The sequence below is a fragment of the Hydrogenophaga sp. GW456-12-10-14-TSB4 genome, from assembly GCF_059424305.1.
The window spans coordinates 14,834-29,372 of record NZ_JBWKZH010000034.1 but is presented as its reverse complement, the minus strand read 5'-3'; the positions used below and the strand labels follow the sequence as shown (position 1 = coordinate 29,372).

Annotated in this window: 13 protein-coding genes; 5 read left to right on the top strand and 8 right to left on the bottom strand. The window is 67.0% G+C overall.

Annotation, left to right across the window (positions count from 1 at the left end):
- The first annotated feature begins 4 nt into the window (after positions 1-4).
- The 4 genes from AC07ZS_RS17160 to AC07ZS_RS17145 all read left to right on the top strand — a co-directional run bounded on the left by AC07ZS_RS17160 (position 5) and on the right by AC07ZS_RS17145 (position 3,324).
- Positions 5-793, top strand: a complete 789-nt coding sequence (locus tag AC07ZS_RS17160; RefSeq protein WP_494799734.1) for an ABC transporter permease — start codon at positions 5-7, stop codon at positions 791-793.
- Positions 790-2,139, top strand: coding sequence for an amidohydrolase family protein (locus AC07ZS_RS17155; RefSeq protein ID WP_494799733.1), 1,350 nt, complete (start codon positions 790-792; stop codon positions 2,137-2,139). The genes AC07ZS_RS17160 and AC07ZS_RS17155 overlap by 4 nt, the downstream gene beginning before the upstream one ends.
- Before the next feature lie 15 nt (positions 2,140-2,154).
- The gene (locus AC07ZS_RS17150) at positions 2,155-2,622 is read left to right on the top strand and encodes a MarR family winged helix-turn-helix transcriptional regulator (protein ID WP_494799732.1); all 468 of its coding nucleotides are present in this window, start codon (positions 2,155-2,157) and stop codon (positions 2,620-2,622) included.
- Between the two features lie 174 nt (positions 2,623-2,796).
- Positions 2,797-3,324 (top strand): cupin domain-containing protein, encoded by a 528-nt coding sequence (locus AC07ZS_RS17145; RefSeq protein ID WP_494799731.1) that lies wholly within the window; start codon positions 2,797-2,799, stop codon positions 3,322-3,324.
- Between the two features lie 12 nt (positions 3,325-3,336).
- On the opposite strand, the gene AC07ZS_RS17140 is transcribed toward AC07ZS_RS17145, so the two are convergent.
- From AC07ZS_RS17140 to AC07ZS_RS17110, 7 genes are read right to left on the bottom strand one after another with little or no spacing between them, the layout of a single operon-like run.
- Entirely contained in the window at positions 3,337-4,164 is an 828-nt protein-coding gene (locus AC07ZS_RS17140; RefSeq protein ID WP_494799765.1) for an IclR family transcriptional regulator, read from the bottom strand.
- Between the two features lie 41 nt (positions 4,165-4,205).
- On the bottom strand, positions 4,206-5,084 hold the full coding sequence (locus AC07ZS_RS17135; RefSeq protein ID WP_494799730.1) for an NAD(P)H-binding protein: 879 nt from the start codon (positions 5,082-5,084) through the stop codon (positions 4,206-4,208).
- A gap of 2 nt (positions 5,085-5,086) precedes the next feature.
- The gene (locus AC07ZS_RS17130) at positions 5,087-6,631 is read right to left on the bottom strand and encodes an FAD-dependent monooxygenase (protein ID WP_494799729.1); all 1,545 of its coding nucleotides are present in this window, start codon (positions 6,629-6,631) and stop codon (positions 5,087-5,089) included.
- A 26-nt stretch (positions 6,632-6,657) separates the two neighbouring features.
- Positions 6,658-7,416 carry an ABC transporter permease gene (locus AC07ZS_RS17125; RefSeq protein ID WP_494799728.1) on the bottom strand — a complete coding sequence of 253 codons (759 nt, stop codon included), beginning with the start codon at positions 7,414-7,416 and terminating at the stop codon, positions 6,658-6,660.
- Positions 7,413-8,201: an ABC transporter permease gene (locus tag AC07ZS_RS17120; protein WP_494799727.1), complete on the bottom strand. Its 789-nt coding sequence runs from the start codon at positions 8,199-8,201 to the stop codon at positions 7,413-7,415. Before AC07ZS_RS17120 ends, AC07ZS_RS17125 begins: the two co-directional genes overlap by 4 nt.
- 12 nt (positions 8,202-8,213) lie before the next feature.
- On the bottom strand, positions 8,214-8,972 hold the full coding sequence (locus AC07ZS_RS17115) for an ABC transporter ATP-binding protein (RefSeq protein ID WP_494799726.1): 759 nt from the start codon (positions 8,970-8,972) through the stop codon (positions 8,214-8,216).
- Between the two features lie 47 nt (positions 8,973-9,019).
- Positions 9,020-10,036 (bottom strand): ABC transporter substrate-binding protein, encoded by a 1,017-nt coding sequence (locus tag AC07ZS_RS17110; protein WP_494799725.1) that lies wholly within the window; start codon positions 10,034-10,036, stop codon positions 9,020-9,022.
- A gap of 469 nt (positions 10,037-10,505) precedes the next feature.
- On the opposite strand from AC07ZS_RS17110, the gene AC07ZS_RS17105 reads away from it, so the two are divergent.
- Entirely contained in the window at positions 10,506-13,556 is a 3,051-nt protein-coding gene (locus AC07ZS_RS17105) for a transglycosylase domain-containing protein (RefSeq protein WP_494799724.1), read from the top strand.
- Between the two features lie 12 nt (positions 13,557-13,568).
- On the opposite strand, the gene AC07ZS_RS17100 is transcribed toward AC07ZS_RS17105, so the two are convergent.
- The gene (locus AC07ZS_RS17100; RefSeq protein WP_494799723.1) at positions 13,569-14,537 is read right to left on the bottom strand and encodes a Bug family tripartite tricarboxylate transporter substrate binding protein; all 969 of its coding nucleotides are present in this window, start codon (positions 14,535-14,537) and stop codon (positions 13,569-13,571) included.
- Between the last annotated feature and the right edge of the window lie 2 nt (positions 14,538-14,539).

The following is a 14,539-nucleotide window of genomic DNA, read 5'->3' as shown; positions in this document are numbered from 1 at the left end:
CACCATGCCATCGAAACGCCACCTCCAACTTCTGCTGCCCATCGGGCTGGGCATCGCCGTGCTGCTGCTGTGGGAATTCCTCACGCGCGCCGTCCCGATCTCCGAACACCTGTTGCCGGGGCCGCTGCGCATCGGGCGGGCGCTCCAGGAAGACTGGGGCCTGTTGAACAGCGCCCTCTGGGTCACACTGCGCATCACCGCCATCGCCTTCGTGGCTGCGGTGCTCGGCGCCAGCCTGATGGCCATCTTCTTCAGCAGCTCGCGCTGGATCGAGATGACGCTCTACCCCTACGCGGTCATCCTGCAGGTCACACCGGTGGTGGCCATCGCGCCGCTGCTCATCATCTGGATCGACAACACGGCCTTTGCCTTGCTCGCGTGTGCCTGGCTGATCGCCTTCTTCCCGATCCTCTCCAACACCGTCGTGGGGCTGGCCAGCGCCGACCACAACCTGCGCGACCTGTTCCAGCTTTACGGTGCGAGCCCGATGCAGACCCTTTGGGGCCTGCGCATTCCGTCGGCCATGCCTTACTTCCTGGCCGGCGTGCGCATCTCGGGCGGCCTGTCGCTGATCGGCGCGATCGTGGCCGAGTTCGTGGCGGGTGCGGGGGGTGAAGGCTCGGGTCTGGCCTACCGCATCCTGGAAGCGGGCTACCAGCTCAAGACACCGCGCATGTTCGCCGCGCTGCTGCTGATCTCGCTGACCGGTGTGGGCATCTTCCTGATCACCTCCACCATCAGCCGCCTGGTGCTTTCAAGATGGCACGAAAGCGCCGTGGAGCGCGAGCAATGAGCTGGCAGACCTTGACGGACCGGCTCGACGCGGTGGCGGCCGGCGCGCCCTGGCGCTTGCGCCGCGCGCGGGTTGCGATGACCCTGCTGAACCCCGGTCTGCACCAGCCCTGGCAAGGCGCGCAGGAAGGGCTGGCCGACATCACCGTGTGCGATGGCCGCATCGCCGCCGTGCAGCCGGCGCAGGCCGATGCCGCAACCGATGCCCGTGAAGGCGATGTCGATCTGCGCGGACGCTGGCTGCTGCCACCATTCGCCGACGCGCACGTGCACCTGGACAAGACCTTCGCCGCACCACGCCTGGACCACACTCAGCCGAGTCTGCTGGGCGCGGTGCGCGCCACCCTGCAGGACCGTGCGCGCTGGAGCGCCGAGGACCTGGAGCGGCGCGCCGAGCACGCCATTCGGCTGGCGCTGGCGCACGGCACCACCGTGATGCGCACCCATGTGGACGTGCGCCCCGGTGAACCCTGGACGGCCTGGGACACCTTGCAGCGCCTGCGATCGCGCTGGCGTTCCGAGCTGCGCATCGAGATGGTCGCCATGCTGCCCATGGACAGTTGCCTGCGGCCGGACTTCGGCAGCGTGGCCGATCGCATTGCCGGGGACGGTGGCATCCTCGGCGGTGTGACCAAGGCCATCGGCAAGCCGCCCGCGGCCGAGCGCGAGCTCGTCGGCGCCGCGCTGGACGCGATGATGCAGGCGGCGCGCGAGCGGGGATTGGGCATCGACCTGCACGTCGACGAATCGGGCGACCCATCGGCGACTTCGCTCGATGCGGTGGCCGACAAGGCCTTGCAGCACGGCATGGAAGGGCGCGTCACCTGTGGGCATTGCTGCAGCCACAGCGTGCGGGACGCCGACGCGCTGGCAAGCACGCTGGCGCGCTCGGTCGCGGCGGGCCTGTCGTTCGTGACACTGCCCACCGCCAACGAATACCTGCAGGATCGCACCCCTGGCCGCACGCCGCGCTGGCGCGGCATCGCCCCGGTGCTGGAGATGCAGGCCGCCGGTCTGCCGGTGGCCGTGGCCAGCGACAACTGCGGCGACGCCTTCTACCCCTTCGGCCAGTATGATCCGCTGGACATGCTGAGATCGGCCATCCGCATGGCGCACCTCGAGGGGCCGCCGAGCGCGTGGCTGGCCAGCATCACCTTGACGCCCGGCCTGCTTGCCGGGGCCACGCCCGGTGCGCACATCGCCGTGGACGGCCCCGCGGACTTCAACCTCTTCGATGCCATGGATGCGTATGCGTTGTTGTCGTGCCCGCCGTCGCGGCGCGCGTTCGTGCGCCAGGGCCGCATGGCTTGGCACGCGTGGCCCGAAGCCCTTGAAACCACGGCCTGAACCTTCGCCTCCACGATGCGCCGATCGAACTTTTCCGCAGGCCCCGCCCGTGAACTGATTGCCCCACGGGTCAACACGCTGAGCAAGCTGCTGACCAAACTCGGCGCCGACCACGCCCGGAAGCACTTCGGGCTCACCCGCGTGGAATGGCAGACCCTGACGCTGCTCGGCACCTACCAGCCGATCTCCATCAAGGAACTGGCCGAGCTCGCGATGCTCGACGCCGCGCAGGTCAGCCGCTCCGTGGCCCGGCTGCAGACCGCCGAGCTGGTGGAGCGCGGCAAGTCGTCGCACGACTCGCGGGAGGCGCAGATCCGCCTGTCGACACAGGGCAGCTCGGTGCACGCTCAGTTGAGCCAAGCCGCGGGACGGCGAAACGCGCTGTTGCTCGAAGGCTTCACGGGTGAAGAGGCCCGACTCGCCTTCGACGTGCTGGACCGCCTCATCGCTTCGGCGGAAACGCAGCTGAACGTGTCGGACTAGTGTTGCAGGCTGGTCAGCGCAAGTTCGAGGCCGCAGCGGTTCGGTTGACGCAGATCAAGTCGTCCCGCAGGCCTTTTGGGTCCAATGGTTTGGCGGTTCATATGCGATACGTTGATTTATTGATAAAACAAATCGCCGTGGAACCGCTGCCATCTGACCTCGAAAGGAAACCCCATGAACACCGCTGCAACCGATCGCCCGGCATTCCAGCCGCCCGCCGACATGAACCTGGCCCAATGGATGGGCAGCCGCATGGCCACGCGGGCCACACGGCGCTATGACTGGGAGGCGCTGAAGTTCCAGGCCGACCTGGACCCCAAGTACCGCCGCGCGCAGATGCGGTATGTCGGCACCGGCGCCACCGGCGTGGCCAGCGATGCCAACACCGTGCAGGCCGAACACTTCACCTTCTCCACCATGATCCTGCCCGCCGGGGCGGAAGGCCCGTTGCACATTCACACCGATGTCGAAGAGGTGTTCTTCGTGCTGCGGGGCCGCGTCAAGCTGATCGCGGAACTGAACGGCGAGACCTGGGAGTCCGAAGCGGGCGAACGCGACCTCATCTCCTGGCCGGTGGGCGTCTACCGTGGCGTGGTCAACATCGGCGATGAAGAAGCCTTGATGTGCGTCATCGTCGGTGCGTCCAAGCCGGTCACACCCACGTACCCGCCCAGCCACCCGCTGGCCCAGGTCGAGCGTTGAGGTGTCGCGCCCTCAGGGCTTCAGGCGCGGCATGAACCCCATGCTCATGGAGATTTCCTCGGCCGCGCCAACCACCAGCGGAACGACTTGTTCGGCCAGGTAGGCGTCCGAGAACTTCTGAACAATGGACGTGGCGTTGATGGCCGCGACGACCTCGCCCTTGCGATCGTGCACCGGCGCGGCGATCGACCTCACGCCGGGATGGAATTCCTCGTCCGTGAACACGTAACCCTGCTCGCGGGATGTCTTCAACATCTGGCGAAAGGCCGCGGGCTTCGTGATGCTGCGCGGCGTGCTGGCAGGCAAGTCGGCCTTGCCGATGAGCGCATCGACCTGGTCGTCGCCCATCTCCGACAGCAGCGCACGCCCCAGCGATGTCACATACGGCGGCACGCGCGAGCCCACATGGATGTTCACCGCAGGCACGACAGACACGCGTGCGCTGGCGATGTAGACCACTTCGCCTTGCTCGAGAATGCCCATGTGGACGGAGGCACCGAGCGCGTTCTTCAGCCGGTCGAGGATGGGCTGCGCCAGTTCCAGCAGCGACAGTCCGCTGAGGTAGGAGTAGCCCAGGGTCATGGTCAGCGAGGTCGGGCGGTAACGCTTCGTGCCCTCCTGCCGAACCAGGTAGCCCATTTGCTCGAGGGTGTAGACGTAGCGGTACGGCTTTGTGCGGCTCCACCCCAGCTTGTGCGCGATCTCGGTCAGCGTCAGTCCGCTGTGCTCACCGTCAAAAACCCGCAGAACCGCCATGCCTTGGTAAAGCGCCTCCACCCAGGAGGAGCTCTTGTCCGCCTGGTCGGTGTGGTGATGGGTGCCCTGCGGTTCTGTGGTCATGTCGCTCAATCGATGGATGGCATGGGCGGATCGCCTGCCGGTCAACCCGGGAGTGTATTGACACCCGTCGGCCGAAAGGCCCGGGCATGTTCGATCGCCCACTCAGAGAACGTCTTTGGCGCCTGTCCGACCACGTCGAAGAAGTCGGTCGTCACGCAGGGGGTCTCCCGCGTCGTTTTTTCCATGTAGGCCACCAGGCGACGGGCCACCTCGGCGGGCATCGGGGCAGGCGCCCGGGTCATGCGGTCGATCGCGGCTTCCACGGTGATTTCGCGGCATTCGATGTGCTGGCCGATCGCCTGACCGATCGCCGCCACCTGTTCACGGATGGACAGCGGCGCGGGCCCGGTGAGGAGGAGCGAACGGTCGCGGAAGGCCTCCCTGTCGAGCATCGCCATGACAGCGATGCGCGCCACATCGTCCTCGTGGATGGGGTTGCGCAGCGAGGCCGGGTACGGCACCGACACGCATCGGTGCGCCCGGATCTCCTCGGCCCAGGACAGGCCGTTGGATGCGAGCGTGTCTGGCCGCAGACAGGTGCCGATCAGTCCCGCGTCCTGCACATGGCGCTCCATCTCCCGGTGCCGCTCGGCAACGGGATTGCGGGCGTCCGGCGCCACCTTGACCACGGATGCGGAAGACAGCAACACGACATGGCGCACACCTTGCTCGGCCGCGATTTGCAGCAGCCGGGCATCGGGGCGCGCAGGCGTGTACAGGAAAACCGTCTCCATGCCCGCCAATGCGCGCGCCATGCTGGCCAGATCGTCGAAATCGCCCTGGACATGCTCGGCGCCCGTCAACGGTGGGTCCGTCGGGCCGCGCACCAGAAGGCGCAGCCGGGACACCCGCCCCGCGAGGCGCAGCGCCACACGACGGCCAACGCCGCCCGTCGCACCGGTGACGAGGCAAGCGCTCATGTTCAGGCGCGCGCGAGCACGGTGTCGTAGGCCGCGGCCAATGCGTCGGCCGATCGACCGCACCAGGCCACGACGCCGTCCGGCCGCACGAGCATGGCCTCGTCCGGGGCCAACCGGATGGGCGCCACCGAATCGACCACGGTCACGCGCTGCGGGATCGATTTCCGATCGGCAATCGCCTGCGCCTGGCCGGCCATGTGGGCATCGGCTGTGTACAGCTGAAACTGAGGCGTCAGGTGGTGGCGCGTATTGATGGATGTCTCGCCCGCGCAGAGCGTGGCGTAGGGCACGCGGGCGCCGGGACTGCCGGTGGGATTCGCCGGATCCTCGAAGGGATCTGCGGTCGAAGGCCCGGTCCGACCGGGCGACTTGACGAACGCCCCCTGCGCGCACAGGTAGCCGAACATCATCTTGGCGTGATCGATGGGTTCGCCCAGCAAGGTGCCCAGATTCTTCATGTCCCGCCGTTCGGCCAGATTGGCCGCCTGCCACGTGCACACGATCTCGGCATAAGGGCGGCGCTCGGCGTCGTACGATTCGAGCAAGGCAGGCCCGGCAATGCCCCGCAACACATACGCCAGCTTCCAGGCAAGGTAGAAGCCGTCCTGCATGGCCGTGTTGCCACCTTGTCCGCCGGTGGGCGGCATGACGTGCGCGGCATCCCCGGCCAGGTAGACACGCCGGGTGCTGAGGCGGTCGGCGATGCGATGCGAATAGTTGTAGGTGGTGTCGCCGGTCACCTCGAACGCGATGTCGTCCAGGCCCAGAAGAATCCGGATCAGGCGCCGCGTTTCTTCAGGCGTGCGGTCGGGGTCTGCGGAAAAATTGCCGACCCACTGGTTCGGGTAGTCGGTGCTCACCAGAATGCCCGATCCGTCCGGCAGCGCGGGATTCTTCACATAGTGGATCGTCATCGAGTTGCCGCCGGCCCAGCGAGACAGATCGGCGTCGAAGCGCACGGCGGTGACCGCCTTGAGATGCCCCACGCCATGGTGACCAATACCGACCTGCTCCGCGATCGCACCGCGAATGCCATCGCAGGCGACCAGGTACTTCGCCGACATGGTGCAGGCGACACCCGCCTGCAAGTCCCGCAGGTCGAGTTCGACCCGGTCGTCCAGTTCCCGGATGCGCTCGCAGGCCCATTGGAATCGAACGTCAACGCCGAGATCCTGGGCACGCCGCAGAAGCGCCTCTTCGGCGCGCGCCTGGCTCGCCATGCCGGGCACTTCGGGCGAATACTTCGAGAAGTCGGGTCGGTGGGCGATGTGGTCGTAGATCACCTTGCCGGTCAGGCTCTCGGACACCACCGAGGTGATGCCCGGTTTGCCGGGCGGCCGGGCCGCCCGGATCGCGTCCGTGATCCCGGCCACCCGCAGCATCTCCATGCTCACGGGGTTCTGGCCGCGCGCCTTGGGGAGGATGGAGGTGGAGGCGTTGCGCTCGATCACCACCGCGCGCACGCCATTGAGCGCCAGGAAGACCGCGGTCGACAGGCCGGCAAGGCCTGCTCCAACGATCACGACATCGTGTGTTTCCAGTTTCATAAATGCTCCAGACAAGAAAACCGCCGTTACAGGCTCACCCCGCGTTCCCAGAACACGGCCCGGGTGCGCAGGTAGACGATGAGCCGATCGGCCACCAGACCGAACAGCCCCAGGACCACGATCACCGCAAACGCCGATGCCGTGTCGAAGTACGAGGAGTAGCGTGAGATGAGGTAGCCCAGGCCCTTGGACTCCCCGATGAACTCGGTCACGCACATGACGATCAACATGATGGGCGTGGCCACCCGCAACCCGGTGAGCAGGTAGGGCAACAGCGAGGGCAGCAAGACATCGCGGACCATGCGCAAGGGACCGACCTCGTTGTTCTCGGCCAGCCACAACAGGTTGCGCGGCACGGCACGGGTGCCCGCGTACATCTGCACGAAGATGGGGAAGAAGCACTCGAGGCCGACCTGCACGATCTTGGACGCGCCACCGAAGCCGAAGATCAGCACCACCACCGGATACAGGGCCAGCTTGGGCACCGGGTAGAGCATCGAAATGACCGGATGCAAAGCGGCATCCGTGTAGCGATGGCGGGCGCACAGGATGCCCACGGCGGCGCCGGCGACCAGGGCCAGCGCCAACCCCAGGAACCCCTTGGAGAGGGTGGACAGCGCGTGCTCGAACAGCTCGCCCGACTGGATCATCTCGGCGAGCTGCCGCGCCACGTCCGGGATGCCGGGCAGCATCCGGGTGTTGCCCAGCGTCGCGCCGGCCTGCCATGCCGCCAGGAACAACACCACGCCGGCGGCCTTGGTCAGGTGCGAACGGTCGAGCCTCATGCCTTGCCTCCCAGTTCCATGGCCTGTCCCCTGCACAGGCGTTGCGCCACGCGCTGCAACACGAGATTGGAGAGGTAGCCCGCGATCGCGATGAAGAGGATGTAGGCGTACATCTGCGGGTACTCGCCGTTCTGGTACGCCAGCATCACCAACGAACCCAGCCCGTCGGAGTGCCCCACCACTTCGGTGGCGACCATCAGAATGAAGGCCACCATCAGGCTGATGCGCAAGCCCACCAGGGTCCTGGGCAAGCTCGCCGGAACGATCACCTCGGTGAAGGTGCGCAAGCGGCTCATTTCGTTGTTGCGGCTGAGCCAGAGGTACTTGGGGTTGATGCCCAGCGCGCCACTCATGGCGTTGAGGTAAGCCGGGAAGAAGCAACTCAAGGCGATGATCAGGATGCGCGAGGCATCCGAGAAACCCAGCCAGACCGCCACGGCGGGGAACAGCGATATCTTGGGGACGGCGTGGACGAAGGCCTGCAGCGTGTCGAGCAGGTCTCGCACAGGCCGCGACACGCCGGACAGCAGACCCAGGACGACACCGAGTGCGGAGCCCATCAGAAAGCCGGCATAGACCCGGAACAGACTGTGCCCCATATGGCGGATCACCTCGCCCTGGGCGAGATACTGCCCTGCCTCGGCCACGATGGCCACCGGGCCCACCAGGTAGTCGGGAAAGCGGCCGCTGCGCGCGCTCATCTCCCAAAGGAGCAGCACCAGCAGTTGAAAGCCCACCGTCACGTGAAGCAGGTCGTTGACCGGCTTGGGCGTTTGAGGTTTCATGGCTTGCTCCGCTCAGACCGCCGCGCCGCGCCGGATCAGTTCCCACAAGTGGGCCCGGTACTCCAGAACACGCGGATCGGACTTGGTCGCCGCGGATCTCGGCCGCGGCAAATCGATGCGGCATGTCTCCATCACCTGGCCCGGCTTGCCCCCCAGGACCACCACGCGGTCCCCCAGAAAGATGGACTCGGTGATGTCGTGCGTGATGAACACCACCGTCAAGCCGGAGGTTTGCCACATGCGGGTCAGTTCCTCCTGCATTTCCTCGCGTGTCTGCGCATCGAGTGCACCGAAGGGCTCGTCCATCAGCAAGACCTCCGGCTCCATGGCCAAGGTCCGCGCCAGCGCTGCACGCTGGCGCATGCCGCCGGACAGTTCGTTGGGATACGCCTTGCCGAACTTGTGCAAGCCGACCTTGTCGAGGTATTCCGTGGCCCTGTCCAGCGCCTGCATCCGCGACACACCGGTCTGCTCGATCGGCCACGCGATGTTCTGCAGCACGGTCTTCCAGGGAAACAAGGTCGCCTCCTGGAACACCATGCCGAGTTTGCGGCTGGGCTTGGTGATCGGTTGTCCGTCGAGCAACACCCGGCCCGAGGACGCCGACTCGAAGCCACCCAGCATGTGCAGCAAAGTGGTCTTGCCACAGCCGCTGGGCCCCAGGATGGTGATGAACTCACCTTTTTCGATCTGCAGGTCCACAGGACCCAATGCGTGCACGACGTGGTCGCCGCGCTTGAACTTCTTGGTGACGGACTCGATTCGGATCATCCGGTGTGCTCTGCTTCTGGTTGCGTGGAAGGTGGGCGGCCCAAGGCTCAACGGACGAGCGCGTACCCGCTCAAGGCCATGTCGGCAGCTTTCGGGTTGCGGCCGCGCGGCAGGAAGTCGGCTTCCACCATGTCCTCGATGGTGTCGTCGATGTCCTTGAGGCCGATCCTTCCGCCCTCGGCCCGGCCGCCGTCCGCGCCCGCGTTCGCTGCGGCCGGCGTGAGGTAGCCCGCCGCGATCAACTTGGGATAGAAGGACTCGCGGTCCTTGGCCCAGCTGGCCAGCGCCTTCTGGTAGTCCGCTCGCCAGGCGCAGTAGGCTTGCGGCTGCTCCTTGACGAACTTCTGCGTGAAGAACGCCAGCGTGCTGGGATGGGCCTGTGCCGTGGCCTGCATGGGGCGCATGAGCACCTCGAGCCCACCCGTGGCGTTGGCTTTGGCCAGGAACTGGCGCGCCAGCCACGCGACATCGATCTGCTTGTTCCTCAGCGCTTGCTCTTGTGCCGGTGGCGGCATCGAGACATAGGACACGTCGTTGGGCTTGAGGCCCGCGCGCCGCAGCGCGCTCTTGATCCAGTACTCGCTGATGGTGTTCGGGCCATAGAAGCCGATGCGTTTGCCCTTGAGCTGCTTGATGTCGGTCAGACCGCCGTCCTTGAGCACGACAAAGGCGCCCTGGTTGTCGGTCGCGTTCGTCTCCACCACGGAGGCCACCGCGCGCACATCGATGCCGACCCGCACGGCCGTGACCAACGCGGTCAGGCTGATGGAGCCGGCGTCGAGCTGCCCGGCCTGCACGGCGGTCATGCGGTCATTGGGCGCGAAGAGCTTGTGGTCCAGCACATAGAACCTGCCCTGGTGGGGGTACTTGTCCTTGTCGGCCCACAGCAGCGCCAGCGGTTCTTCGCCCCCACCCGTCAACCCATACCGGATGGTCACCGGCTGTGCCGGCAGTTTCTGAAGATCGACCTTGCTGCACAGATCGGTCGCGGGCTGCGCCCCCACCCCCTGGACCGCCGACAGGGCCAGCAACACGGCGGCGCAAAACAAGACAGGCATCTTCATGGCGATTTCCTTTTCCGGGTTCTGTGGAGGACGTCGGTTTTATTTGTTCCGAATACGGAACATGTTTATGTATGCAAAACAAATCTTATCAACCCGAGGGGAAAAACGCGATGATTTCTTCTTGTCCCCCGGCGGTCGGGGGATATCTCATTAGAGAAACCGGGGGGTTGGCGCGGGCCTGCCACGGGCCCGCAAAACACAGGCGATAGGATCACACCCGATCACCGACAAGACCCCCTACCCACCGCTGCCGCTTGCAAGTTCATCCCCTCAAGCTGTCTCATGGGCACACGCACCTGCGTGACAGCCATCACGCTGCCCCACGCCCCATCACCACGGCATCGCTGCCGTTGCGCGTTGTGCACCACAAAGCGCCCATGCGGGAGCAAGATAGCGCTCAGCGCGATCGGGCCCGCGTTGGCGCGCAGGCAGGATCTGCACAGGTGCTTTTCAGCCAATGGAGCACGCCATGAGCGAGCAACGGATGGGGGCGGAACCGCACACGGCACACGTCGGTGACCCACCGGGTCGCCAGCGTTCAACCGCCTTTCGCCGGTTTTGGCAGGCGTCCCTGCTGGTCCTTCTGATCCTGTGCGCGGCCGCCGCGCTGCTGGTGCGGCGGGAGGTGCAGACCTCGCACTGGCAGGCGCAGGAATTGAACCGCTACGCCGCCACCCTGAAGCACCATGTCGCCCCGGGCCCTGCGGACACCATCCGCTTCCCGGCCCACGGCCCGTTCGACGAACGCATGGGCTATACCGCCATTCCCGGCTTCGCCGAGCGCCTGCAGGAGCGCGGCTTCGAGGTCGCGGAGCAATCGCGCCAGAGCGAGGCCCTGCTGTCGCACCTGGACCGCGGCTGGTTCGCTCCCTATGCGGAAAAGACCCACACGGGCCTGACCGTGTTCGATTGCGGCCGCGAGCCCTTGCACGCCTTCCGCTATCCCTACCGGCGCTTCGAGAACTTCGACGGCGTGCCACCGGTGGTGGTGCAGGCCCTGCTGTTCATCGAAAACCGCGACCTGCTCGACCCCGAGCGCCCGCAGATGAACCCGGCGGTGGACTGGGTGCGCTTCACCCGCGCGGTGCTCGCGCAGGTGGGCAACCGCATCGATTCCGACATCGACACGCACGGCGGCAGCACACTGGCCACGCAGATCGAGAAATACCGCCATTCGCCGGGTGGCATCACGCACGACGCGCGCGAGAAGCTGCGGCAGATGGTCTCGGCCTCGGTGCGGGCCTACCAGCAAGGCACCGACACGCTGCCGGTGCGCCGGCAACTCGTGCTGGACTACCTGAACACGGTGCCGCTGTCGGCGGCGCCCCGCCACGGTGAGGTACATGGCCTGGGCGATGGCCTGTGGGTGTGGTTCGGCACCGACTTCGAGAGCGCCATGGCCTCGCTCTCGGCCAGTGGTGACGATCCCATCGCCCGCGGCCGGGTGCTGCGCCAGGCGGTGGCGCTGATGATCGCCCACCGGCGGCCCTCGTGGTACCTCGCGCAAGGCCGCGAGGACCTGGAGCACGCCACCGACGCCCACCTGCGCCTGCTGACCGAGGCGGGCATCATCGATGCCGCCTGGCGCGATGCGGCCCTGGCGCAGACGCTGGTGTTCCGCGACATGGACAAAGACCCGCCGCAGTTGCCCGCCGCCGCCAGCAAGGGCACCACCGCCATGCGCACCCGGCTGGCCGGCCTGCTCGGCGCCTCGCTCTACAGCCTGGACCGGCTCGATGCCCAGGCCGGCACCACGCTGAACGGGAAGCTGCAGGACGCGGTGAGCAGCTACCTCGGTCGCCTGACCGACCCGGCCTTCGCCAGCTCGCAACAGCTGATGGGCGAGCGCATGCTGCAACCAGGCACGCTGGACGAGGTGCTCTACAGCTTCACCCTGCTGGAGAGCACACCCCAGGGCAACCTGGTGCGGGTGCAGACCGACACCACCCAGCAGCCGCTGGACATCAACGAAGGCAGCAAACTCGAACTGGGTTCCACCGCCAAGCTGCGCGTGCTCGCGACCTACCTGGAACTGGTCGCCGAGCTGCACGGCAGACTCGCGCCGCTGGATGCCGCCGCGTTGAAGGCCACCACCGTCAGCCCGCAGGACAGCCTGGGCCGCTGGGCCGTGCAGTACCTGTCGGGCACAGACGATCACAGCCTGGCTACGATGCTGGAAGCGGCGATGGATCGGCGCTTCTCCGCCAACCCGCACGAGCCGTTCTTCACTGGCGGCGGCCTGCACACCTTCAACAACTTCAACAAGAAGGACGACGCGCGGCAACCCAGCCTGCGCGAGGCCATGCAGGCCTCGATCAACCTGCCGTTCGTGCGCCTGCTGCGCGAGATCGTGCGCCACACCTTGTACCAGGGGCCCGACGGCACGGCACGGCTGCTGGAGGACCACCTCGACCCCCGCCGCGACACCTACCTGGCCCTGTTCGCCGACCGCGAGGGCCAGACCTTCCTGCGCCGCTTCTGGCGCAAGACCGACAAGCTCACCTCGACCGAGCTGCGCGCCACGCTGCTCGACGGACTGCGCCCGGGCGCCGACCGGCTGACGGCCGTGTTTCGCTACCTGGAGCCCGCCGCATCGCCCGAGGCCCTGGGCGCCTTTCTGTCCGAGCGCCTGGGGGACAAGGCGCCCGATGCGGCCCGCGTGGCGGTGTTGTACCAGCGCTTCGCGCCCGACGCCTTCGACCTGCCGGACCGGGGCTATGTGGCCCGTGTGCACCCGCTGGAACTCTGGGTGGTGGCCTACCGCCTGCAACACCCCCGCGCCACCCTGGACGAAGCGGTCGCCGCCAGTGCCACCGAGCGCCAGGCGGTCTACAAGTGGCTGTTCCGCACACGCGCGAAGGACGCCCAGGACGCGCGCATCTACACCATGCTGGAGGTGGAAGCCTTTCTGGACATTCACCGCCGCTGGACCCGCCTGGGCTACCCCTTCGGCCATCTGGTGCCGTCGCTGGCCACGGCCCTGGGCAGCTCCGGCGACCGGCCCGCCGCGCTGGCCGAGCTGATGGGCGTCATCGTCAACGGCGGGGTGCGCCGGCCCACACAGCGCATCTCCGACCTGCGTTTCGCGCAGGGCACGCCGTGGGAGACCGCGCTGCGGCCCACACCGATGGAAGGCGAGCGCGTGATGGCGCCCGAGGTGGCCCGGGCGTTGAAGAAGGCCTTGTCCGAAGTGGTGGAGGCCGGCACCGCCCGCCGGCTCGCCGGCAGCTTCCAGTCGACCTCGGGGGAAGACCTGTCACCCGGCGGCAAGACCGGCACCGGCGACAACCGCGTGGTGGTGAACAAGCGCGGCGGCCTGGCCCTGAACCGCACGGCCACCTTCGTGTTCTACCTGGGGCCGCGGCACTTCGGCAGCGTGACCGCCTATGTGATCGGGCCGAACGCGGCCGAACACCGCTTCACCTCCGGTCTGCCGGTGCAGATCCTGCGCTCCATGGCGCCGGTGCTGATGGCCCACCTCGACGGTGGGCCGGGGAGCGGTTGTCCGCGCGAGCCCTAGGACCTGTTCACCCTAGTCCAGCGGGGGAAGGTTCCCGTTTTTCACCATCGCCCGCAGCGACGCCTGGCCGTCGAGCATGAGCTTCTCGAAGTCCTTGCCATAGACCAGGTTCAACCGGGACCCCATCTGCATGAACTGCTCGCTCATGCCCGGCTTGCTCAGTTCCGTCTTGAGAATCTGGGTGATCCTGTCGATCACCGCGGGCGGCGTGCCGGCCGGTGCGTACAGCCCCAGCCAGGTGGCGAACTGCAGCTGGGGGTAGCCCAGCTCCACGGTGGTCGGCACCTCGGGCAGCGTGGGCCAGCGCTGAGCGCCCATGACCGCCAGGGCACGCACCTTGCCGGCGTTGTGGTTCGGCGCCACACTGCCCGGCGAGTCGAACATGGCCTGCACCTGTCCCCCCATCAGATCGTTCATGGCGGGTGCCGCCCCCTTGTAAGGCACATGCAGCATCTGGGCGCCCACCGTCGAGGCGAACAACTCGCCCGCCAGGTGGTAGCCGGTGCCATTGCCGGAGGAGGCGAAGGTCGTGCCGGGATGCGCCTTGGTGTAGTCGATGAATTGCGCAAGCGTGGTGACCGGCAGTGACTTCGTCACCACCACCACGTTCGGCGAGAGCGTCACCGTCATGATGGGGACAAAGTCCTTGTTGGCGTCATAAGGCAGCGCCTTGCGCAGGACCGGCGCCACCACGTGCGTGGACGACGAGGTCAGCAGCAGCGTGTGGCCATCGGGCCGCGCCTTCGCCACGTGGTCCGAACCGATGGCACCGCCGGCCCCGGCCTTGTTCTCCACGATGGTGGCCTGCCCCCAGTTCTGCTGGAGCTTTTGCGCCAGGATCCGGGCGACGGTGTCGGTGTTGGTGCCCGGCGGAAACGGGTTGATGATCTTGACCGTCATCGTGGGAAAGGCCTGGGCTTGCGCCGTCTGCGCCATCAGGGCGGCCGCGGCCAGGGTGAGAAGCAGGAGGGGTCGAATCATCG